Source organism: Arthrobacter sp. P1_B3 (assembly GCF_056406615.1).
The window spans coordinates 82,078-105,298 of sequence record NZ_JBFTZV010000003.1 but is presented as its reverse complement, the minus strand read 5'-3'; the positions used below and the strand labels follow the sequence as shown (position 1 = coordinate 105,298).

Sequence of the window (23,221 nt, the reverse complement as noted above, 5' to 3'; positions counted from 1 at the left end):
GTTGATGCTAGGCGGCTGGTACGGGTTCCGGCTCGCGGGGCCCGCGTTCGCGTGCCGGACCCTTCTTGGCGAACCGAAGGTAGAGCGATGGAACGACGAACAGGTTGACGAGTGTCGAAGTCACCAGCCCGCCCAGAATCACCACGGCCATGGGGTGCTCGATCTCATGGCCGGGCCGGTTGCCCAACATCACCAGCGGCACCAGTGCGAGTGCGGTGGCGAGTGTGGTCATCAGGATTGGAGACAAGCGTTCGGCAGCGCCGCGCAGGACCAGGTCCCGGCCGAACGGCACGCCCTCGAACTGCTCCAGATGCTGGCAGTGGTTGATGAGCAGGATGCCGTTGCGGGCGGCGATGCCCATCACTGTCAGGAACCCGACCAGCGACCCAAGGGACAGGATTCCGCCGCTCATGTGCGCGGCGATCACCCCGCCTACCAGGGCTACCGGCAGCGTCAGGATGCCGAGGGTGGCAAGCCGCCAGCTGTGGAATGCCGCCTGGAGCAAGAGGAACACCACAACCAGGGCGCCGATGGCGAAGAGGAGGAGCCGTTGTGAGGCGGCCTGCCGCTCTGCGTATTCGCCCAGGATGTCCGCGCTGTAACCGGTGGGGAACTCAACCGACTTGAGGTCGGATTCGAGTTTCTCCACGACTTTGGCAAGATCGCCTTCCTTGACGTTGGCGCTGACATCGAGTCGGCGGGACCCTTCCGAACGCTCTATCACGTTGGGAGTGGGCTTTACCGTGATCTTGGCGACGTCGGCCACCCGGATCTTCTGTCCGCTGGGAGTGTCCAGCGGGAGGTTCTCGATGCTTGTGACGCTGGTCCGGATCGCGGGAGGACTCCAGACCTGGACGTCGTAGGCTTTGCCGTCCCGATAGACGTCGCCGACCTCCTCACCGGACACCAGGGTGGCTGCGGCACGGCGGACGTCACCGGGCTTCAGGCCATAGCGGTTGGCGGCGTCCAGGTTCACCTCGACGTCCACCTGCGGAACATTCACCTGCAGGGCGACTTTGGCTCCAATTGCCCCCTCGATGCCCGCGAGGACCGTCTTGACCTTGTCCGCCTGCTTCTTCAGTGTGTCCAGGTCATCGCCGTATACACGGACGACGATCGAGTAGCCGGTGCCGGTGAGCACCTCGCGGACACGTTCCTTGAGGTAGGTCTGGACGTCCCGGTGGATGCCGGGGTATCCGTCCACGACCTGCTGGATGGAGGCCAGGGTTTTGTCATAATCGACCGAGGGGTCAACGCTGATCCAGTTCTCTCCAAAGTTGACGCCCACCACCTCATCGGCGGCGAACGCCTGACCGATGTGGGACCCGCAGTTGTTGACGCCTGGGATGGTCATCAGCTCCCGGCAGGCCAGTTGGCTCACGCGGACTTCCTCGGCATTGGACGTGCCGGGTTGGGTGACCCAGTGCATGAGGAAGTCGCGTTCCTTGAACGACGGCAACAGCGACTGACCCAGGAGCGGTGCCGCTATGATACCGACGACGCCGAGCGCCGCCACCGCGAGATAGCCCGGGAGCGGCCGCTTTACAATGGGCCGCAGAGCCTTGCCGTACCAGCGCTTGAGAACCCGGACCACCGGCGGATCCCGATCTTCCAGCTTGGCATTGCGCAGGAAGATGTACGCCATGGCCGGCGTGACCGTGAGGGCCACCAGCATGGACGCCATCACGGCCAGGGTGTAGGAGGTGGCCAGGGGGCGGAAGAAGGCGCCCGTCAGTCCGTCCAGGAAGAAGATCGGCACCGTGGCGGCGACGATAATCAAGGTGGCGTAAACGATGGGGCCGCGAACTTCCAGGGAAGCATTGACGACCACACGGGCGGTACTCTCGGTTCCGCCGCTGGCGCGGTGGTGCCGGAGCCGCCTGACGATGTTCTCGACGTCGATGATGGCATCGTCCACCACCACCCCGACGGCGATCACCAATCCCGCAAGCACCATCGTATTAATAGTGCCTCCGGTCCAGTACAGCACCAGGGCCGCTGCCATCAGCGACAACGGGATCGCCGTCACGCTGACCAGCGCCGTCCGCCATTGGAACAGGAAGACGCTCAGCACCAGGACCACCAGGAAGCAGCCCAGCAAAAGCGCGAGGCTCAGGTTGCCGAGGGACTCCTCGATGAACGAGGCGGGCCGGAACAGGGTTGTGTCGACTGCGATCCCGGTGAGGCCGGGCTGCAGTTCCTTGAGCGCTTCCTCAACCCCGCGCGTGACTTCGAGCGTGTTGCCCCACGGCAGCTTTTCGACAATCAGCATGAGTCCGGGGCCGCCGTTGATGACCGCGTCACCGATCAGTTGCTGGTGGTCCTCCACGACGGTTGCCACGTCGGCGAGCTTCAGGGGAGGCAGTCCCTCGCGTTCCTCCAGTGCCACTTGGGCAAGGTCCGCCGGGGACGTGATGGGTTGTACGTGCCTGATGGTCAAGCTCTGGCTCGGCGTTTCCAGCGCCCCGCCGGTGCCGATCAAGGCGCCGGGGGAGTACTTGAGCAGGCCGGCGTCCAGGGCGTCGGACGTGGAGTTCATGACGTTCTCCAGCGTGACGTTGTTGGCCGCCAGCTTGGCCGGATCAACCTGGACCTGCAGCATCTGAAGGCGTTCGCCCCAGATCGCCACGTTCGCGACGCCCGGCACCCGCAGGAGGTGCGCCCGGATATTCCAGTAGGAAACCATGGACATCTCGATCAGGGAGCGGGTCTCGGAGGACAGCCCGATCTTCATGACACGGCTGGTGGAGGACAGCGGCTGGAGCATCACCGGCGGCGCGGCCCAGGTAGGCAACGTCGGTATGACCGTTGCCATCCGCTCCGACACCAGTTGCCTGGCGGTGAGCAGATCGGTTCCTGGCTTGAACTCCATCACAATGGCGGACAGCTGCGACACAGACTTGGACCGCATCTGGTCCAGTCCGTCGATGCCGTTGAAGGCCTGCTCCATCGGGACCGTTACGAGTTCCTCGACTTCGGAGGCGGTGAGTCCCAGACACGCGGTCTGGACCTCGACACGGGGCGGGGCAAACTCCGGGAAAACATCCACCGAAGCACTGCTGAGTTGCGCGCCGCCCACGATCATGAGGGCAGCCGCCATCGCAATGATGATCGACCGGAACCTCAGACTTGCAGCGACAATCCGGCGCATGTCAGTGCGCCGTATCGAATTCAGCGCCGAAGAGTTCAGCCGCGCCTACCGTCACGATGGTGGTGCCGACCGCGGGGCCAGCCGAGGCCGTGACCAATCCGTCCTCCACCTTGGCTACAGTGACCGCCTGCCGCTGGTAGACCCGCGGGGCCGGGTTGGTGTACACCCAGGTTTTTCCGCTGGAGTCATAGAGCAGGGCTGCGTAGGGCACGACGACGTTGGTCCCCGTGCCGGCCTTAACGGTTTCGGTTTTCAGGTCGAGGCGTTCGATTCCCTTTTCGGTCAAGGTCAGTTTAGCGATGCCTGTTGCGGCATTCTTCTCCACCTTGGCGGGCTCGTTGGCCGCGACGACGGCGGGGGCCGCCGCCGTCGTCTGGGCACATGCGGGCAACGCGAACAGAAGTGCTGCGCATACAGCGGCCGCCAGGGGCAGGCGCCGCAGGGGCTGTTGGCTGGTCATTTTGCTTCCACCTTTTCCTGCGTAACGGGCTGGACGGGAACTTCGGCCTCGTAGACTTCCGCCCACTCTTCCGGGGCGGACTTGGGCCCGAACCAGAGTGCGAGCAGGGGGAGTACGAAGATCCCGATGAGAGTTGTAGTGATGAGTCCGCTGACAATGATCAGGGCCATTGGACCCAGGAGGGCCTCGCCTACGGCGCCGCCGAAGAATCCCGGCGGAATCAGGATCGCCATGGTGATCAGGGCGGCCTTCAAGATGGGCGATACCCGGTCCCGGGCCGCCATCATGATGACTTTGTCAGGGGATTCGTGCGGGGCAGCCCGCCACAGCTCATCCGTCCTGGCCGAGAGCAGCGTCGCGTTGCGGACGGCGACGGCCAGCACCGCGGCAAACGCCGTGAGCGCCAGCACCGTGATGGCGCCTCCCGCGATCCACGCTGCCACGGCGGACCCGGCCAGCGCGGCCGGCAGGGAAAGGAAGACGGCAAGCGCCAGCTTCCAGCTCCGCACGGCTGTCTGGAGAAGGAGCAGGATTGCCAGGAGGGCGGCCGCGCCGATCCACAGAACCAGGGCGTCCCCGGCGAGCTGCTCACTGTACTTTGTGGGGATTTCGGCGTGGTATTCCAGTGGGAACTGGATCTGCTCGATCGCCGTGTTGATATCGCGCTGGATATCCGCGAGCGGCCGTCCGCTGACCTCGGCCACGACGTCGATCCGGCGCGAGGTGTCATCGTGCAGGATCACGACTTCATTGGGAACGAGCCGGACGTCGGCGATCTGGCCCAGCTGGACCTGGCCGCCGCTTGGCGTGTCGAGCAGGAGTTCACGAATGCTGGTCAGGTCATCCCTGACACCCACCGCGCCCCGCACCACCACTTCAAAAACCTTCTGCTGTTCGAAGAGGTTGCCGACGACGATGCCTTGCATCAGGGCGGCAGCGGCGCGCCGTGCGTCGCCGGGTTTGATGCCGACCTTTTGCGCCGCCTCGAGGTTGACCTCGACTTCGACGATGGGCGTCATGGCGCTGGCATTGATCGTCGGGTTCTTCACGCCGTCGACCTTTTCGATGGCCTTGCGGACCTCTTCGGCTTTCTCGCGCAGGACCGGCAAGTCGGTTCCGTAAACGCGGACGGCGAATCCCGGATCCATGCTGCTGCGCTGTTCCCCGATCTTCTGCTGGGAGTAGTTCACCACGTTGTGGGCAATGCCCGGGTAGCCCTGGACGACCTCACGGACCGCCTGCTCCGTTTCGCTGAAGTTGGCGTCCGGTGTGATGGATACCCAGAGTTCGGCGGAGCTGTTCCCAACAACCTGGTCGGAGGAAATGGCGCGGCCGATATGCCCGCCCACTCCCGAAACACCCGGCAGGGTCCGCAGTTCATCGGACGCCTTCGACGCCACCCGGCGGACCTCGTCATTGGACGTGCCTGCCATCGAGTCCCACTGCACCAGGAGCGTCCGGTCCGGAATAGTGGGAACGACCGCCCGGTTTCCGACCAGCTGGGATGCGGCGGCCAGTCCGAGCAGTCCCACGACGGCGACGGCGACGATGCCGAGCGCGGTGCGGGAGCGACCGCCTTCGAGGGCCCGGTTGTAGTAGGACCTGGCCCGGGCAACAGTTGACGAGTCCGCCCGCCGGGGTTTCTCACCGGGAAGCAGGAGATACGCCAAGACCGGTGTCACGGACAAACCCACCAGCATTGAGGCGGCAAGCGCCAGCGCCAGGGACCAGAAGAGCGGCTGGAAGAACGCACCGCCGACTCCCGTAACGAACAGCGTCGGAACGAGCGCAAGGGCCATGATGAGGGACCCGTGGAACAGCGGTGTGCGGACACTGCGGACAAGCTGGACCATGCGGAACCTGATGGTGGCATCAGTCTCCGTCTCCGTGGTCCGCAACGGCCGGCGCCGCTGTGCCTGCACGTCCTCCACGATGTCACCCACAATCACGGAGACACCCAGGATGATGCCGGCCAGGATCGAGATATTCAGTGTGGAGTCGAGCAGGTAGAGCACCACTCCTGCCGCCATGACTGTCGTGGTGATGGCCACGAGGGCGATCACCGCGACACGCCAGGACCGGAAGAGGACCCAGAAGAGCAGGACGGCGATCAGGAGGCTCACGAGCAGCGCCACGCCGAGTCCATCCACGGCATCTTGCAGGAACGAGGCGGGCCGGAAGACGGACGTATCCATCTGGACTCCGGAAAGCCCAGGCTGCATGTCGTTCAGGGCGGCTTCGATGTCCTTGGTGACCTGCAGTGCGCTGGTTCCGGGGAACTTCTCCACGACCAGCAGGAGGCCTGCATCCTGGCCGACGACGGCGTCGCCGATCAGCGGCTGGTGGTCCTCCTTCACCTGGGCAATGTCACCGAGGAGCATGGGAGGTTGGGCGTCCTCGACACTGACCTTGGCCAGGTCCGCGGGCGTTCGGATGGGCAAGACGTGCTGGATGCCCAGACGCTGGCTCGGCGACTCCACGAACCCGCCCGTGCCGGGGGTTGACGCCTCAAGGAAGCTAAGCGGCGACACCCAGACTGCGTTGCCTGTGGTCTTGATGATCTGTTCGAGCGTGATCCCCTTGTCGCGCATTTGCGTGGGGGTCACCTCGACCTGGAGCTGCTGCTCGCGCTGTCCCCAAATGGAAACGTTGGCGACACCGGGAATGCCGATCAGCCGTGGCTTGATCTTCCACCGGGCCAGGACCGACATTTCGATCCCTGAGAGCTCCTTGGAGTTCATCCGGACCATGAGGACGCGGCTGGTTGACGACAGAGGCTGCATGATCAGTGGCGGCGCCGAGACGTTCGGCAGTGCGTGGGCCTGGGTCATGCGTTCGGCCACGAGCTGGCGCGCGCGCAGAAGGTCGGTGCCCGGCTCGAACACGAGCTCGATGGAGGAAAGGCCGGGAACGGACTTGGACCGGATTTCATCGAGCCACGCCACCCCGTTAAGGAGGTCGGCTTCCATCGGAGCGGTGATGAGCTGTTCGACTTCAGCAGCTGAGAGGCCCAAGGCCTCTGTCTGGATCTCGACGTGCGCGGGAGCAAACTCGGGCATGCTGTCGATGGCGACATTGGGGACGTTCACTACCCCGAAGGCAATGAGTCCGGCGGCCAAGGCGAGAACCAGGATACGGAACTGCATACTGAAACGGGTGATCCAGCCGAACATGGCTAGCTCTGTTCCAGGGAGCCGGCGTCGCGGGAGCCGCCAGCGGGGGTATTCGGCAGATGCACAGAAGAATAGCGCAAGTGATACATGATAGGCTCCTCAACCCGAGACCATTTGCGAATCCCCCCAAGAGATCCCATTTGCTGATCTTTACCGAATAGTGTTCCCATTTGAATCTTTTGGCAAGATCAAAATTTTTTGTCCTGGCCTAGGTTATTCACGGCATTCTCCCAGCCTAGAGCGGCATAATCCGCTTTCGGGGCGAACTTCGTGGAAATGTACGGACGTGCGCAAAACGCCACCCGAGTATTAGTGGTTTTTCTACTTGTTTTCCCGGGGAATGCTACCTGAATTTCCATTTTTGCTACCCGCCTGAGGCGTTCTGCAATTGGCAGTAAGTACCGCTGTTCCATAGGTATGGCATTTGTAACAATTTTGGAAATAACGGCCCGCGAAGGGCGACGGAGCGCGAGTCCACTGCGACTACCGGGCAGCATCGGGGCCGGCGGTTCAGCGCGAACCAGCCCGAGGGGCTAAAGTGGTCCTATGCGCGCCGTGCTCCTGCTTAGCTAGCCGCCCGGCATCCCGACGAGACCTCGATCCCGAAGAGTCCTCGGATTGCCGAGCGGCGGCCCCTCCATGTCGAGGGGCTTTTGTGTGTCCGGGGTACATTCCCGGACGCAACGCATGTAGTAGTAGCAGGAGTGCCACGTACGAACAGTATGGAGTCAGGGCCGGGCAGCCGGCCGTGACAGTGCAGACTTGATGGTGAACAGGCCTGGCGGCAGGCAGGCCTGAAGGTAGACAGGCTTGGGATAACAGGCCGCATAGAACAGAAGAGGCCAGCAGTGAGCGTTCAGCCGGAAACACAGACCGGATCACCAGCCGCCGCGGCGGAGGGGCCCGAGGAAGGTGCCTACAGCTTCGCGGCAATGGAAGCCAAATGGCCGCAGGTCTGGGAGGACCTGAAAGTCTTCACGCCGCTCGACGACGGCTCAAAGGAACGCCGCTACGTGCTGGACATGTTCCCGTATCCGTCCGGTGACCTTCACATGGGCCACGCCGAGGCATTCGCGATGGGCGACGTTGTGGCGCGCTACCTGCGCCAGCAGGGCTACGACGTGCTGCACCCGATCGGCTGGGACTCCTTCGGCCTGCCGGCAGAGAACGCAGCGATCAAGCGCAACGCGCACCCCAGCGAGTGGACGTACGCCAACATCGACACCCAGGCGGCGTCGTTCAAGCGTTACGCCATCTCAGCGGACTGGTCCCGCCGGCTGCACACCTCCGACCCGGAGTATTACCGCTGGACCCAGTGGCTGTTCAAGCGTTTCTACGAGCGTGGACTGGCCTACCGCAAGAATTCGCCGGTCAACTGGTGCCCCAAGGACCAGACTGTGCTGGCCAACGAACAGGTAGTCAATGGCGCCTGCGAGCGGTGTGGCACGCCCGTAACCAAGAAGTCCCTGAACCAGTGGTATTTCAAGATCACCGACTACGCCGACCGGCTGCTCGATGACATGGACGAACTGCGCGGGCACTGGCCCGAGCGCGTCCTGGCCATGCAGAAGAACTGGATCGGCCGCTCCGAGGGCGCCCACGTCAACTTCGTGATCGAAGCCGAGGGCGGCAAGGCCGCCAAGGATGTCACCGTCTTCACGACGCGTCCGGACACCCTCTACGGCGCCACCTTCTTCGTCGTCGCCGCCGACGCGCCGCTCGCCGTCGAACTGGTCACCGTCGAGCACGCCGCCGCCCTGGACGCCTACCGCGAACAGGTCAAGGCGCTGTCCGAGATCGAGCGCCAGTCCACCGAGCGCGAAAAGACCGGCGTCTTCACCGGGCGCTACGCGACCAACCCGCTCAACGGCGAGAAGCTGCCCGTCTGGGCCGCGGACTATGTCCTGGCCGACTATGGCACGGGCGCCATCATGGCCGTCCCGGCGCACGACCAGCGCGACCTCGACTTCGCCAAGACCTTTGACCTGCCCGTCCGGGCAGTACTGGACACCGGCGAGGAAGACCCCGCGGCCACGGGCATTGCCACCACCGGCGAGGGGACCCTGATCAACTCCGGCGGCCTCGACGGGCTGCCGAAGGCCGAGGCCATCCCGGCAGCCATCGAGATCCTGCGTGAGCTGGGCACAGGCGAGAAGTTCGTGAACTTCCGCCTGCGTGACTGGCTGCTCAGCCGGCAGCGGTTCTGGGGCACCCCGATCCCCATCATCCACTGCCCGGCCTGCGGCGAGGTTCCCGTCCCCGACGACCAGCTGCCTGTGACCCTGCCGGCGGATCTGCGCGGCGAAGACCTGTCCCCGAAGGGCACGTCTCCGCTGGCCGCGGTCGAAAGCTGGGTCAACATCGAGTGCCCCAACTGCCACGGACCGGCCAAGCGGGACACGGACACCATGGACACCTTCGTGGATTCCTCCTGGTACTTCCTGCGCTTCGTCTCGCCGCAGTACACCGAAGGCCCGTTCGATCCGGAGAAGATCAACGACTGGATGCCGGTCGGCCAGTACGTGGGAGGCGTGGAGCACGCCATCCTGCACCTGCTCTATGCGCGGTTCTTCACCAAGGTCATCCACGATCTCGGCATGATCGAGGCCGACGAGCCGTTCAGTGCGCTGCTGAACCAGGGCCAGGTGCTCAATGGCGGCAAGGCCATGAGCAAGTCCCTGGGCAACGGCGTCGACCTCAGTGAGCAGCTGGACAAGTTCGGCGTGGACGCCGTACGCCTGACCATGATCTTCGCCTCCCCGCCGGAGGACGACGTCGATTGGGCGGACGTATCGCCGTCGGGCTCCGCGAAGTTCCTGGCCCGCGCCTGGCGCCTCGGCCAGGATGTATCGAGCGCACCCGGCATCGACTTCGCCACCGGCGACCGTGCCCTGCGCACCGTCACGCACCGCACGATCGCCGATGCGCAGGCCCTGCTGAACCACAACAAGTTCAACGTGGTTGTGGCAAAGCTGATGGAACTGGTCAACGCGACCCGCAAAACCATAGATGCAGCCACGGGGGCCGGCGGCGCGGACCCCGCGGTCCGCGAAGCCGTGGAGGCCGTTGCCGTCATCCTGAGCCTGTTTGCGCCCTACACCGCCGAGGACCTGTGGAACGTTCTGGGACACCCGGCCTCGGTCGCCAACGCAGGCTGGCCCACGCACGACGACGCCTTGCTCGTAGAGGACACGGTCACCGCCGTCGTCCAGGTGCAGGGCAAGGTGCGGGACCGCCTGGAGGTGTCCCCGGACATCTCTGAGGAGGACCTGCGCGAACTGGCGCTGGCCTCGGAGAACGTCCAGCGCGCCCTTGACGGCCGTGCCCTTCGCACGGTGATCGTGCGGGCGCCTAAACTGGTCAACATCGTCCCGGCCTAGCTGGACGTACTAGCCAGCACTGGCCGCCGGCTGATACCGGCGGCCAGTGCAGGGAACGTGACATGCACCGCCCTGGCCGGAGAAAAAGTCCATGCGTCCCGACAGCAGGAGGTCCCTCGTGCCAGACCGCGAGCCGTCAGGCTGGCCATGGCTGCGCGAGCGGCTTGTTCGCCTTCGGCAGGGCCCCCGAGGCGGCGTTCCCGAAGCAGCTCCCGACGCCGTCGTGCAGGTTGCGGTGGTCACTGACTCTGCCGCCGCGCTGCCCGCGGACTGGATCCGGGCTTTCGCTGCCGACGGCGCGCTGACCGTGGTCCCGATGCCCGTCATGGTCGGCGCCGAAATCTATGGCGAGGGCGAGGACGACATTGCCGAGACGATTGCCGTGGCCCTCGCCAGCGGCAAGCCCGTCAAGACCTCGCGTCCGTCACCGGGGCAGTTTGAACACGCCTACCGGGCGGCCAGCGAGCGTGGCTTCCAGTCCGTGGTCTCGATCCACATCTCCGGTGCGCTGTCCGGGACTGCCGACGCCGCCCGTCTGGCAGCACAGCGGGTGGGCATCCCGGTAGAGGTCCTCGACTCCCGGACGGTGGGGATGGCGCAGGGGATGGGCGTGCAGGGCGCCGTCGTCGCGGCAGCGGGCGGCAGGAATGGGGCCGGCGTGTTGGCTTTCGCGCAGGACCGGCTGGACCGCACCAAAGTGTATTTCTACGTTCCGAGCCTGGAACAGTTGCGCCGGGGCGGCCGGATAGGGGCCGCGGCCTCGCTCTGGGGCACCATGTTCTCCATCAAACCCATCCTGGCGGTTGAAGACGGCCGGATCATCCCGCTGGAAAAGGTCCGGTCCGCCGCGAAGGCCATCGCACGGCTGGAGGAAATCGTTGCCGCCGATGCCTCCACCCGCCCCGCCGGGCAGGCGCGGCTGGCTGTGCACCACTTCGGCAACCAGGCCGAGGCCGAGGAGCTTGCCCGGCGCCTGGCCGTGGCATTGCCGGCTTGTCCGCCTGCCCAGATCAGCGCACTGCCGGCCGTCCTGGCCGCCCACGCGGGACTCGGTGTGCTGGCGGTGATTGTGGGGGAGGGAAGCACGCCCGGAAGTTCGAGGCCCAGCGGTGTCAGCGACGCCACTGCGACTGGCGGGGAACCGGCTGCCGGCGAGCCGGACGGCGGGGAGCCGGGCGCTGGCCGGGCAACCGCGCGCGCTGGCGACTAGCACCGGAGGCATCCCTGGTGGGCGAAAGGCTGGCCGGGAGCGGGCGCCGGAGGTAAAGTCACTCCACCGAACCCCAGCGAACCCGGAGGTCGCCATGGCAATGCAGGTGCACCACGTAGCCCAGTTCGATCGCGACGTTGCCGAAGAGGTGACCAAATGGCTGAAATACCTCAAGGGCCAAGTGACCAGCGTCCAATTCCTCACCACCACCGTGCCGGATCCCAAAGCCGCTGACAAATGGCGGGTGCAGTACGAGGCCTACATCACCTACCAGCAGTGAATTCCTGACGGAAGGTGCGTCTCACGGGGTAGGCGCGGGAGCCGGCGGATTCGTTGGCGCAGGGGCTGGAGCGGTCGTTGGTGCGGGCGCTGGTGCGCTAGTTGGTGCGGGCGCTGGTGCGCTAGTTGGTGCGGGCGCCGGTGCGCTAGTTGGTGCGGGCGCCGGTGCGCTAGTTGGTGCGGGCGCCGGTGCGCTAGTTGGTGCGGGCGCCGGTGCGCTAGTTGGTGCGGGCGGTGGCGCAGGGGCTGGAGCGGTAGTTGGCGTGGGGGCTGGCGGCGGCGTTGGCCCGGGGGCCGGCTGATTCGGCTTGATGGTGTAGCTGGGCTGCTTGCCCGAGCCGTTGACCCAAAGGGCTGCTTTCACCCTGTGGGCGCTGCCGGGCTCCAGCCACCAGAGCACCTGGACGTTGCAGTGGTAGACAATCGTGACATTGGCGACGGCGCCCGCGGGTGGCACCGAGTGAATCGACGTGGCGGCCGTCTGGGTGGTCCAGATGAAATTTTGGTCGGCCGTCATTCCTGCCGTGCCGGCAACCGTCACGTGCGCTATGCCGTACAGGCCGTGCTGCGGGCAGAAACTGCTGTCAAGGGAAAAGTTGACGATCTGGGTTGAGGTAGCTTGCGTCGTGTCTGCCACAGCAGGCGGGGCCGGCAGCATGGCGCCGCCAAGAGCCACGACCGCCGCTGGCCAAAACAACCACTTCATTGCACACCAGCTTTCGACGCCTGATGGTCACATCCAGGCGATCAGGGTTGCCCCCAGCCGGCAAAGTCTTCTCGATTGAGGATGCAGACGTTACCACCGGGTCCGAGTGGGCACCAGCGTAGGGAATACTTGCCCGTTGCTGCGAAAATACGCGTATTACTCAGGTATTTCCACATACGCCTGGTGCCGGATATCGGTGTGGGTGAGGGTTGCCTAGAGTCGCTTCCATGTCACGCCGGAACCCGGAAGCCGAATCCGCCACCGGAGTTAGGGTTGCCCGTGAACGCCTGGCGGCGACGCTCGGCGGTGCGGCGGATGCCGGAGACGCCGGGCATTCGCCGAAGGCCGGGAGTTCGGGGATGTCGTTGGACGCGCAACGGGCGGCGGAGCTGTCCTCGGGGCTGTTGGACGTGCCGGCGTCCGGCCTCCCCATCCCGTCCCTGGCCGCCGGGGTCGTCGGCGGTGCCGGCAGGCGCCGTGCCGGCGGTGACGGAACGCACTCCGAGGAGCTCCCCGGGCGCGGGCGCGTTGCAGGGGCGCCGCTGTCCACGGTGTTGCGGGCCAGGACCGGTCTGCGGGCGGCGGTTCTGCTGGGCGTCCTCGCCGCGGTGCTGGGCGGTTACTTCTGGTGGCAGGCTGGCACCGGCGGCGCGCAGGTGGTCGCGCTCAGCGAGCCCGCCCCGGCCGCGGAGGAGGCTGCCGATCCGGCAGCGGGCGAGACCGTCGCGCCGCCTGCAGAAGATGATGCCAGCACGGCGCCGAAAACCATCGAGGTCCATGTTGCCGGCGCGGTGCTCAGGCCGGGGGTGGTTCAGTTGCCCGCGGGGAGCCGGCTTTACGAAGCGATCCTGGCGGCAGGCGGGGCCACGGACACGGCGGATCAGGACCGGCTCAACCTGGCCGCCGTGTTGGAGGACGGCCAGAAGGTCCTGGTGCCCATCCGCGGCGAACCCGATCCGGCCGATGCGCCCACAGGCGGCTCGCCTGAGCCCGGTTCCGCCCCGGGTGGCACCACATCAGGCAGCGGTGGCGGAAAGATCAACATCAACACCGCCAGCCTCGAGGAACTGGGGACTCTCCCGCGCGTCGGTCCGGTCTTGGCGCAGCGCATCGTGGACTGGCGTCAGCAGCACGGGCGCTTCAAGAGCGCGCAGGAGCTCGACGCGGTTGACGGAATCGGTCCAAAGTTGCTCGAGGCCCTGCTCCCGTTGGTAGGCATCTGACATGGCGCGGGGGGACGCTGACGCGTCGCGGCATGCTGCGCAACATCGTGACGTGCCACAGCCTGACGTGCCACAGCGTGACGTGAGTCGGACCAGCCTGCGGGGTCTGGTGGCAGCAGCCCCGCGGAGCCGTTGGCAGCGCTACGTCGACGCGGCCGTCCATTCGCCGGCGCCCTCGGAACGCGATGCCCCGGTGGGCGGCGGCCGGGTTCGCGGGTCGGGCATGACCGCGCCCGCAGCCCACGGTCTACAGCCCGGTGGCAGCCCTTCTGTGAGCCAGAGGGCAAAGCGCCTCCCGGATTTCCCGGGGTGCCTTGGGCGCATTGGATGGCTCCCTCCCGGGCACCTCACCGGTCACATCACCGAAAGCCTGCTGTCCCGGGCCGCGCGCGACATTGCCTTGCCTCGACGCCTGACGGACCGGACACGGCGGACGGACCTTCGGCTGGTGCTGCCCACCCTCCTTGTTTGGGGGACCGCTGTGGCCGGAAACTCGTTGTCCCCTTCCGGACTGGCGGGACTCTGCACGGCACTGGCGGCGACCGCCGGAATCCTGCTCTTCTTGGCAGGACGCGGCAACCCCGGCCGCGCTGGGTTCGGCCGCGCTGGGTTCGGCCGTGCCCACGGCAGGAGCGCCAGGGTTCGGAGCGCCACGGATGTGCGCGAAGCCGCCCGGCACGGCCCCCGTCCCGGGCCGGTGGCTGCGCGCAGCCTTCGCGTCACTCTGGCTGTGGCGCTGGTGCTGTCCGTGGCGGCGGGCGCCCATGCCGCCGTCGAGGCGTCCCGGCGGCATGACGGCGCCATCGCCGAGGCCGTGGCCGCGCGCGCGGCTGTCGTCGCGGAACTGGAAATTGCGGGCGCCCCGCGGCGGCTTCGGGTTCCCGGGGCCGGCGGACTGGCGGACCGCTGGGCGGTCCCCGTCATGCTGAAGGCGATGACCTTCGGCGGCCAAAGGGTCGCCGGAGAAGCCCGGCTCGTCGTCATGGGTGGAACGGCGTGGGAACTCGCCGTTCCGGGCCAGCGCCTGCGCGCCACGGGCAGGCTCCGGCCGGCCGCGCCAGGGGAGCCGGACACAGGAATCCTTTCAGCCTCGTCCGCTCCAACGGTGTTGCGGGGACCCGGGCCCTGGCAGCAAGGTCCCGGTGAGCTGCGCCGTGCATTCACCGCCGCGGCGGCACGCTTCGGCGGCGATGCCGGCGGGCTGCTGCCCGGGATGGTCACCGGCGACACCAGCGCCCTGGACGCGGAATTGGAAGTCGCTATGAAGACGGTGGGCATGACGCACCTGACGGCCGTCAGCGGAGCGAACTGCAGCCTGATCCTGGGGACGTTGCTGCTCGCTGCCCGCACACTGCGCCTGCCGCGCACCGCAGCCGCCGCGGTCAGTCTTGCGGGGCTCGGGCTGTTTGTCCTCATGGTGGGACCGGATCCCAGTGTGCTGCGGGCCGCGCTCATGGGCAGCATTGGTCTCGCGTCCGTGGCCTTTGGCCGGGCCGGGCGTGGACTCAGCCTGCTGTGCGTTGCCGTCATCGGCCTGCTGTTGGCACAGCCGGTCCTGGCCACCAGCTTCGGATTCCTGCTCTCGGTCCTGGCCACGCTGGGAATTGTGGTCACTGGACGTCGCATCATGGAGTGGCTGCCACCAGCGGTGCCGCGCTGGGCGGCAGCCGGGGTTGCCGTACCCCTGTCCGCCCAGCTGTTCTGCGCTCCGGCGATCGTGCTGTTGCAACCGCAGTTCGGCTTGTACGCCCTGCCCGCGAACGTGGCGGCTGCGGGACTCGTGGCGCCAGTGACACTCCTCGGCACGGCCGCTGCGGCGCTCCTGCCCGCAGTCCCTGCCGTTGCGCAGCTCCTGATGGCCGCTGCTGCCTACTTCGCCGGCGCTGTGGCGGGTATCGCGCGGTGTTTCGCGGCACTCCCGGGCGCTGCGCTGCCGTGGCCGGAAGGGGCCTTCGGCGCAGCCACCATGTGTGTCTTTTCCGCGACTGTGCTGGCAGCGGCGTGGCTGGCTCTGCACCCGGCGGTGGTTGTTCGGGCTGTCTTGGCGGCACATGCGAGGGTGGTTGCCGGGCTCGAAGGACGGTCGCCTTCGGAGGCACGGCCGCCCGCCGGGCAGGCCGTCCGGCGCGGCTTGGAGCACCGGTCCGGGCGTGGGACGCTTAGAGTCCGCAAATCAACTTCCGGGAGGAATCACGAGTGGCTGCTGCCCAGACCCAACGGCCCAGGACCTCGGCGTCGAACACCGCCACCTGGCGCGACGTGACACCGGCTGCCGTAGTCCTGGTCGGCGGCCCGGAAGACTACTTGGGCTCGCGTGCCATGGACCGTATCCGCGGGCAGGTTCGCGAGGCGGCGCCCGACGTCGAAATTACCCGGCTCAATGCCGGCAGCTACGTGGCGGGGTCGCTGGCTATGAACGTCAGCCCTTCACTGTTTGGCGAACAGAAGCTCATCGAGGTTGACGGGCTCGAGGCGATGAACGACGCCTTCCTGGCCGATGCCCTTAAATATGTGGCGCAGCCGGAACCGGACGCCGTCCTGGTGCTTCGCCACGGCGGGGGAGTCCGCGGCAAAAAGCTGCTGGACGCCATCAAGGCCGCGGGCTGGCCCGTCGTGGACTGCCAGCCGCTCAAAAAAGACGCCGAGAAGATCGCCTTCGTCACGGCCGAGTTCAAGACGGCTTCCCGTCGGATCGACCCCGACGCCGTGCACGCCCTCGTCAATGCGGTCGGCGCGCAGCTCGCGGAACTCGCCGCCGCCTGCAGCCAGCTAATCGCGGACGCCACCACCGGCGTGGACGCCGCCATGGTGGACAAATACTACGGCGGCCGGGTCGAGGCAACGGCCTTCAAGGTCGCCGACGCTGCGATGGCCGGCAACGGCCCTTTGGCCCTTTCCACGCTCCGCCACGCCCTGGCCACCGGCGCGGATCCCGTTCCGATCGTGGCGGCGCTGGCGTCCAAGCTGCGCTCCCTGGCCAAGGTGGCCGGCGCCCAGGGTTCGTCCTCGCAAATCGCAAAGCAACTCGGAATGCAACCCTGGCTCGTCGAACAGGCCCAGCGGGAAGTCCGGCGCTGGACACCCGACGGGCTGGTCCGCTCCATCCAGGTCACCGCCGAGGCCGACGCCCAGGTCAAGGGGCTCTCCCGGGATCCCGTCTATGCCGTGGAACATGCGGTAACGGTGATTGCCACCTCGGTCCGAAGTTCCTGACACCCGGGTTCTGACCCACCCGCACGGCGTGTCCGGTCAGACCCGGCCGCGGCCAGCCGGCGGCGTGTCCGGATGAGAACGCAACGTGCGGCTTAACTGGATGTGGCCGGCACCCATGGGGTGCCGGCCACAATCATCAGTTCGAGTGAACTGGAAACCTTAGAGCGCGTTGACCTTCTTGGAGATGGCCGACTTGCGGTTTGCAGCGTTGTTCTTGTGGAGAACGCCCTTGCTGACAGCCTTGTCCAGCTTGCGGCTGGCAGAAAGCAGTGCAACAGCAGCAGCATCCTTGTCGGTGGACTCAACGGCGGTGTTGACGGCGCGGATGGCCGTCTTCAGCTCGGACTTGACTGCGTTGTTGCGCAGGCGAGCCTTTTCGTTGGTCAGGATGCGCTTCTTCTGGGACTTGATATTAGCCACGTGTGAACTCTCTTTTTCAATGCGGAAAATGGTCTAGAGGGCTTTCAGATTGGCCATTGACTGAGCGGCGTGGGGATACCTATGGCGACCAACCATCTGTGGCCGTCGACCTGCACGGACACACAGCTGTAAATAATAGCAGAGATGAACGTGCAGGCACGAGTACCCGTGGCAATCCGCCGCAGGACCCGGCGCCGGGCGGGTCAGTTCCAGCCGCGGCGCTCCCGCAGGGCCGCTGCGATGAGATTGAAGCGGCCTACCTCCAGGATCGCTCCTTCGCGCCGGATGTCATTGGCATTGATCTGCAGAATCCGGTCCAGCTTCGCTTCGCTGGGCCGCCACTGGCGGTCCCAGGGGCCCGTGCCGATGTCAACGTAGTCATCCGACCGGGGGGAATCGCCGTCGTGGTCCTTGCTCGTCAGCATCAGACCCAGCAGATACCGGCCGCTGGTGCCCACCAGCAGCACCGGACGGTCCTTGCCTCGGGAATAGTCCTCTTCATAGGGCACCCAGGTCCACACGATTTCGCCGGGCTCGGGCAGGCCGTTGGGTGCGGGGGCGTAGCGGACGGCCGCCCGGCCCCGGAAGTCGCCGGGATACGTCCCGGTCAGTCCGGCGGCCGGAGTGCCGCCCGTGCCGCCCGTGGCGCCCGGCCGTGTCTGACCCGGCCGCGCCTTCCCCGTCGGCTTGCCCGTCGGCTTCCCCGCAGGTTTTGACGCCGGGCCGCGGGTGGTGCCCGGCGCGGAGCCGCCGAGTTTGTCCAGGAAGCGGAGCGCGTCGCGGACCGCGTTGCTGATCGATCGTAAATTCCAAGCCATGGGGAAACCATACCGGCAACCCCCAGAGGGGAGAGGGCCGGGGGAGCGGGCGGGCGGGAGAAGGGGACGAGATAGGCGGGAGAGGAGAATCCACGGGGCGATGCAGAGTCCGCAACGCAATGCAGGGATGCACTGCCACCGGCCCGGACGTGGGAGACTATTAGGAACGACAAATGCGCCACGTCGCAGGATGGGAAACCAGCATCCGCGCCGATCCGTGGACAGCCAACCTTAATGCCAACAGTAAGGACCCTGCGTGTCTCCCATGGCCCGCACCGCCCCGGTGCCCGCCGCAACAGATCCGGCCATCATCCGGAACTTCTGCATCATTGCGCACATTGACCACGGCAAATCCACACTGGCCGACCGGATGCTTCAATTCACCGGCGTCGTCCAGTCCCGTGACATGAAGGCCCAGTACCTGGACCGCATGGACATTGAGCGCGAACGCGGCATCACCATCAAATCCCAGGCCGTCCGCATGCCCTGGGAACTCGACGGCACCAGCTACGCGCTGAACATGATCGACACCCCCGGGCACGTTGACTTCACGTACGAAGTCTCCCGCTCGCTCGCGGCCTGCGAAGGCGCGATCCTGCTGGTGGACGCGGCCCAGGGCATCGAGGCCCAGACCCTCGCCAACCTCTACCTGGCGATGGAAAACAACCTCACGATCATCCCGGTCCTGAACAAGATCGACCTCCCGGCGGCCCAGCCGGAGAAGTACGCGGCGGAACTCGCCAACCTGATCGGCGGCGACCCCGACGACGTGCTCCGCGTCTCTGGCAAGACAGGCATGGGCGTCGAGGTCCTGCTGGACAAGATCGTCCGCGACCTGCCGGCACCCGTGGGCGACCCGAACGCCCCGGCCCGGGCCATGATCTTCGACTCGGTTTACGACACGTACCGCGGTGTGGTCACGTACGTCCGCGTGGTCGACGGCATGCTGCACCCCCGCGAACGCATCCAGATGATGTCCACCCGTGCCACGCATGAGCTCCTGGAGATCGGGGTGAGCTCCCCGGAGCCCACCCCCTCCAAGGGCCTCGGTGTCGGCGAAGTCGGCTACCTCATCACCGGCGTGAAGGACGTCCGCCTGTCCAAGGTGGGCGACACCGTCACCAACCTTGCCAAGCCGGCCACCGAATCCCTCCCCGGCTATGCGGACGCCAAGCCGATGGTCTTCTCCGGCCTGTACCCGCTGGACGGCACCGACTATCCGGTGCTCCGCGATGCGCTGGAGAAGCTGATGCTCAACGATGCCGCGCTGGTGTACGAGCCCGAGACGTCCGCCGCGCTGGGATTCGGCTTCCGGGTGGGATTCCTGGGCCTGCTGCACCTGGAAATCACCCGCGAACGGCTCGAACGCGAATACAACCTGGACCTGATTTCCACCGCCCCCAACGTGGAATACGAGGTGACGCTGGAGGACAAGAAGATTGTCCACGTCACGAACCCCAGCGAATACCCCACCGGAAAAATCGCCGAAGTCCGCGAGCCGATGGTGTCCGCCACCATCCTGGCGCCGAACGAGTTTGTCGGCGCCATCATGGAATTGTGCCAGAGCCGGCGCGGCGTCATGGGCGGCATGGACTACCTCTCCGAGGACCGGGTGGAAATCCGTTACCGCCTGCCGCTGGCCGAAATCGTCTTCGACTTCTTCGACATCCTCAAGTCCAAGACCCGCGGCTACGGGTCGCTGGACTGGAAGGCCGACGGCGAGCAGGTGGCCGACCTCGTCAAGGTGGACATCATGCTCCAGGGCGAGCAGGTTGATGCCTTCTCCGCCATCACGCACCGCGACAAGGCCTACGCCTACGGCGTGATGATGACCGGCAAACTGCGCGAACTCATTCCCCGCCAGCAGTTCGAGGTGCCCATCCAGGCCGCCATCGGTTCCAGGATCATCGCCCGCGAAAGCATCCGCGCCATCCGCAAGGACGTCCTTGCCAAGTGCTACGGCGGTGACATCACCCGAAAGCGCAAACTGCTGGAAAAGCAGAAGGAAGGCAAGAAGCGCATGAAGATGGTGGGCCGCGTCGAAGTACCGCAGGAAGCCTTCATCGCCGCGCTCACGACGGACGAGTCCAAGGACAAGGCCAAGAAGTAGCGGTGCTGGTAATGACTGTTGCTGCAGTGACGGCAGGCCGGGCCCGTGCCTAGCGTTCTTCCCCTGGGCGACCCGGCGCCGCCGGACGGGCTCCTGCCCGCCCAGGCGTGCCAGGGCGCCGATCAGCGTGCCTTCGGGCTGTACGTGCACATCCCGTTCTGCGCGGTCCGCTGCGGGTACTGCGACTTCAACACCTACACCGCCACCGAGTTGGGCGGCGGCGCCTCCCAGGACGCCTACGCCGCCACGGCGGTCGCGGAAGTGGAATTCGCCGCCGAGGCCCTGAATCGCAGCGGATTGCCCGCGCGCCCCCTCAGCACGGTCTTTTTCGGCGGCGGCACGCCCACGCTGCTGCCGGCCGAGGATCTGGCGCGCATACTCACGGCCGCGATCGGCGCCTGGGGCCTGCAGCCCGGCGCCGAGGTTTCCACCGAGGCAAACCCGGATTCCGTCACGCCCGAGTCACTGCAACTGCTCGCCGACGCCGGGTTCACCCGGGTGTCCTTTGGTATGCAGTCGGCCGTGCCGCACGTCCTGAAGGTCCTGGACCGCACCCACACGCCCAGCAGGGTGCCCGAAGTGGTGCGGTGGGCGCGGGACGCGGGGCTCGCGGTCAGCCTCGACCTCATTTATGGGACGCCGGGGGAGTCGCTGGATGACTGGCGCTTCTCACTGGAGACTGCACTGTCCTACGCCCCCGACCACATCAGCGCCTATGCCCTGATTGTGGAGGACGGCACCAAACTTGCGGCGCAGATCCGCCGCGGCGAAGTGCCGGAAATCGACGACGACGACCACGCGGCCAAGTACGAACTCGCCGACGAGCTGATTTCCGCGGCCGGGCTCGCCTGGTACGAGGTCAGCAACTGGTCCCGCACCCCCGAACAGGCCTGCCGGCACAACCTCGCCTACTGGCGGGGGGACGACTGGTGGGGCATCGGACCCGGGGCGCACTCCCACGTCGGAGGCGTGCGGTGGTGGAACGTCAAGCACCCCACCGCCTACGCCAATCGCCTCGGCGCCGGGGTCTCGCCCGCCGCCGGACGCGAAACGCTGGACCCCGAAACCCGCAACGTGGAACGCGTCATGCTCGAGGCCCGGCTGAACTCCGGACTCGACATCCCCAGCCTCGGCGGCCTCGGGGACACGGGCAGGCACGCCGTCGCGGGGCTGATTGCCGACGGCCTCGTGGACCCCGCGGCCGCTTTCAAGGGCCGGCTCATCCTTACGCTCAAGGGCCGGCTGCTGGCCGACGCCGTGGTCCGCAGGATCCTGCCGGACTGAACGGCCGCACCTAACCGTGCGGCCCGACTAAGCTGCCGCACACAACGATGAAGCCGCACAAGAAGAGCCGGCCGCTACCCCTGGTGGGAAGCGGCCGGCTCTTCTTGCTTGGGTCCGGGCTGGGCTATTTGATCCAGCGCAGGTTGAACTCGTACCGGTGCGGCTGGCCACGGTTGACGTGGATGCCTGCCGCCACCGAGAAGCACGTCACGGCGATCCAGATCACGGTGGCGAGCACGGCGAAGAGGTTGCCCACCACGGGAATGAACACCAGCAGATTGGCGAGCACCGCGGCGATGGTCGGCGGCAACGTGAAATTGAGGGCTTCCTTGGATTCCTGCGCCGTGAACGGGCCGCGGTCCTTGAAGATGAGGTAGATCAGCAGCGACGGAACGCAGCCTAGGATGCCGCCGAAGTGGGCCAGCGTGGCCCATTGCCGGTCCTCGCTGGCCGTCAGCGGCAGCGCATTTGCCGGAACGCCATGGTACGGGGGCTGACCTTGGCCGGCCTGGTTGCCCGTGTGTTCGCGTGCGTTATCTGCCACGGTATAGCCCTTCGGATTGCGGTGATGCGTTGCTGCCTGGGTTGTGCCTGGAATAGCCGGAACCGCGCTGGGTGCGCGGCCGCCGTTCCAAGAATACTTGCTCGGGCGCGGAAATGGAGATCAGGGAGTGTCCGCCGCGGCGGACTAGGGCACGGTGAGGAAGTCAATGACCTCTTCCACGCGGCCCAGCAGGGACGCCTCCAGATCCGCATAGCTGCGGACAGCCCCCAGAAGTTTCTGCCAGCCGAGGCCGATGTCCTCCTTCGTGGAGTGTGGCCACCCGAATGCCATGAGGATGCCGGTCTTCCAGTCGACGCCGCGCGGGATCACGGGCCACTGCTCAATACCCAGGACCGCGGGCCGGATGGCCTGCCACACGTCGACGTAGGGGTGGCCCACAATCAGGACGTTGCCGGCGGCGCCCGGTGACGCCATGACGGCGTCGGCGATCCGTGACTCCTTGGAGTCGGCCACCAAGTGGTCAACTAGCACGCCGAGGCGGCGGCCCGGGCCCGGCCCGAACTCCGCCACGGCGGCCGCGAGGTCGTCAATGCCGTGCAGCGGTTCGACGACGATGCCCTCCACACGGAGGTCATCGCCCCAGACCTTCTCCACCAGTTCGGCGTCGTGCTTTCCTTCCACCCAGATGCGGCTGGCCTTGGCCACCTGTGCGCGGTGCCCCGCCACCCGCACCGAACCCGACGCCGTGCGGCCGGCACCGGCGGCCGGCGCCGCCTTCTTCGGGGCCGGCGGCATCAGCCGGATCGGCTGGCCGTCCAACAGGAAGCCAAAGCCGAGGCGGAAGGAACGGGACTTGCCCCGCCGGTCCTCCAACGCCACCACGTGCATGCCGCCGGATTTTTCCACCCGGGTCACGGCACCCACCCAGCCGGACTGGACCTCCTCGAGGACCATCCCGCGTTCCACCGGGACTTCCGGCAACTGGGTCTTGGCGGGGGCGGACAGGTCCTGGGGTCCCCAGTTCTGGTACGACATCTCTACACGCTTACTTTGCACTCGGAATGTACGGCGGTCGGTGGAACTCTCCGGGGCCGGAACCGGACCGCGACGGCGCGGCAACGGCAGCGGCTGCCACGGTCTCGGCACCGACGTGACGGGAATCGCGATCGCGAGGGCCACGCCTGGAGCGAATCCAATGCTAACAACGCGGCGACTCATATTAGACTGGTTAGCACTTAGGCATGTCGAGTGCTAACCCTTGTCCCGAAGAGGGCCGTCTCAGTATTACT

General features: G+C 66.5%; 15 protein-coding genes. 8 read left to right on the top strand and 7 right to left on the bottom strand.

What is annotated here, in order from left to right; translation table 11 throughout:
- Nucleotides 1-7 precede the first annotated feature (7 nt).
- The 3 genes from AC1D2F_RS04890 to AC1D2F_RS04880 are packed head-to-tail and all read right to left on the bottom strand — an operon-like array spanning nucleotide 8 to nucleotide 6,757.
- Nucleotides 8-3,100, bottom strand: a complete 3,093-nt coding sequence (locus AC1D2F_RS04890; protein WP_229995419.1) for an efflux RND transporter permease subunit — start codon at nucleotides 3,098-3,100, stop codon at nucleotides 8-10.
- Nucleotides 3,101-3,152: 52 nt separating this feature from the next.
- The gene (locus AC1D2F_RS04885; RefSeq protein ID WP_229995418.1) at nucleotides 3,153-3,611 is read right to left on the bottom strand and encodes a hypothetical protein; all 459 of its coding nucleotides are present in this window, start codon (nucleotides 3,609-3,611) and stop codon (nucleotides 3,153-3,155) included.
- On the bottom strand, nucleotides 3,608-6,757 hold the full coding sequence (locus tag AC1D2F_RS04880) for an efflux RND transporter permease subunit (protein WP_229995417.1): 3,150 nt from the start codon (nucleotides 6,755-6,757) through the stop codon (nucleotides 3,608-3,610). Before AC1D2F_RS04880 ends, AC1D2F_RS04885 begins: the two co-directional genes overlap by 4 nt.
- An 875-nt stretch (nucleotides 6,758-7,632) precedes the next feature.
- On the opposite strand from AC1D2F_RS04880, the gene leuS reads away from it, so the two are divergent.
- From leuS to holA, 6 genes are all read left to right on the top strand, one after another.
- Nucleotides 7,633-10,164: a leucine--tRNA ligase gene (gene leuS, locus AC1D2F_RS04875; RefSeq protein WP_229995416.1), complete on the top strand. Its 2,532-nt coding sequence runs from the start codon at nucleotides 7,633-7,635 to the stop codon at nucleotides 10,162-10,164.
- Between the two features lie 118 nt (nucleotides 10,165-10,282).
- Entirely contained in the window at nucleotides 10,283-11,374 is a 1,092-nt protein-coding gene (locus AC1D2F_RS04870) for a DegV family protein (protein WP_476966315.1), read from the top strand.
- 94 nt (nucleotides 11,375-11,468) lie between these two features.
- Nucleotides 11,469-11,654, top strand: coding sequence for a hypothetical protein (locus AC1D2F_RS04865; protein WP_090581036.1), 186 nt, complete (start codon nucleotides 11,469-11,471; stop codon nucleotides 11,652-11,654).
- Nucleotides 11,655-12,586: 932 nt separating this feature from the next.
- Nucleotides 12,587-13,582 carry a helix-hairpin-helix domain-containing protein gene (locus AC1D2F_RS04860; RefSeq protein ID WP_229996093.1) on the top strand — a complete coding sequence of 332 codons (996 nt, stop codon included), beginning with the start codon at nucleotides 12,587-12,589 and terminating at the stop codon, nucleotides 13,580-13,582.
- 82 nt (nucleotides 13,583-13,664) lie between these two features.
- A complete protein-coding gene (locus AC1D2F_RS04855; protein WP_476966314.1) occupies nucleotides 13,665-15,845 on the top strand; it encodes a ComEC/Rec2 family competence protein in 2,181 nt (726 codons plus the stop codon).
- A complete protein-coding gene (gene holA / locus AC1D2F_RS04850; protein ID WP_229996095.1) occupies nucleotides 15,779-16,795 on the top strand; it encodes a DNA polymerase III subunit delta in 1,017 nt (338 codons plus the stop codon). The genes AC1D2F_RS04855 and holA overlap by 67 nt, the downstream gene beginning before the upstream one ends.
- A 159-nt stretch (nucleotides 16,796-16,954) precedes the next feature.
- On the opposite strand, the gene rpsT is transcribed toward holA, so the two are convergent.
- Entirely contained in the window at nucleotides 16,955-17,215 is a 261-nt protein-coding gene (gene rpsT / locus AC1D2F_RS04845; protein WP_018773112.1) for a 30S ribosomal protein S20, read from the bottom strand.
- Between the two features lie 203 nt (nucleotides 17,216-17,418).
- The gene (locus tag AC1D2F_RS04840) at nucleotides 17,419-18,033 is read right to left on the bottom strand and encodes a type II toxin-antitoxin system PemK/MazF family toxin (protein WP_476966313.1); all 615 of its coding nucleotides are present in this window, start codon (nucleotides 18,031-18,033) and stop codon (nucleotides 17,419-17,421) included.
- Nucleotides 18,034-18,289: 256 nt separating this feature from the next.
- Between AC1D2F_RS04840 and lepA the strand changes: the two genes are divergently transcribed.
- The gene (gene lepA, locus AC1D2F_RS04835) at nucleotides 18,290-20,143 is read left to right on the top strand and encodes a translation elongation factor 4 (protein ID WP_229993353.1); all 1,854 of its coding nucleotides are present in this window, start codon (nucleotides 18,290-18,292) and stop codon (nucleotides 20,141-20,143) included.
- Nucleotides 20,144-20,188: 45 nt separating this feature from the next.
- Complete coding sequence (gene hemW, locus AC1D2F_RS04830; RefSeq protein ID WP_229993352.1) at nucleotides 20,189-21,427, top strand: radical SAM family heme chaperone HemW; 1,239 nt, start codon at nucleotides 20,189-20,191, stop codon at nucleotides 21,425-21,427.
- Nucleotides 21,428-21,551: 124 nt separating this feature from the next.
- Here hemW and AC1D2F_RS04825 read toward each other — a convergent pair whose 3' ends face one another.
- Together AC1D2F_RS04825 and AC1D2F_RS04820 are read right to left on the bottom strand one after the other, a co-directional pair.
- Nucleotides 21,552-21,971: a DUF4870 domain-containing protein gene (locus AC1D2F_RS04825; protein ID WP_229993351.1), complete on the bottom strand. Its 420-nt coding sequence runs from the start codon at nucleotides 21,969-21,971 to the stop codon at nucleotides 21,552-21,554.
- Between the two features lie 144 nt (nucleotides 21,972-22,115).
- Entirely contained in the window at nucleotides 22,116-22,967 is an 852-nt protein-coding gene (locus AC1D2F_RS04820; RefSeq protein ID WP_229993350.1) for a DUF3097 domain-containing protein, read from the bottom strand.
- Nucleotides 22,968-23,221 lie beyond the last annotated feature (254 nt).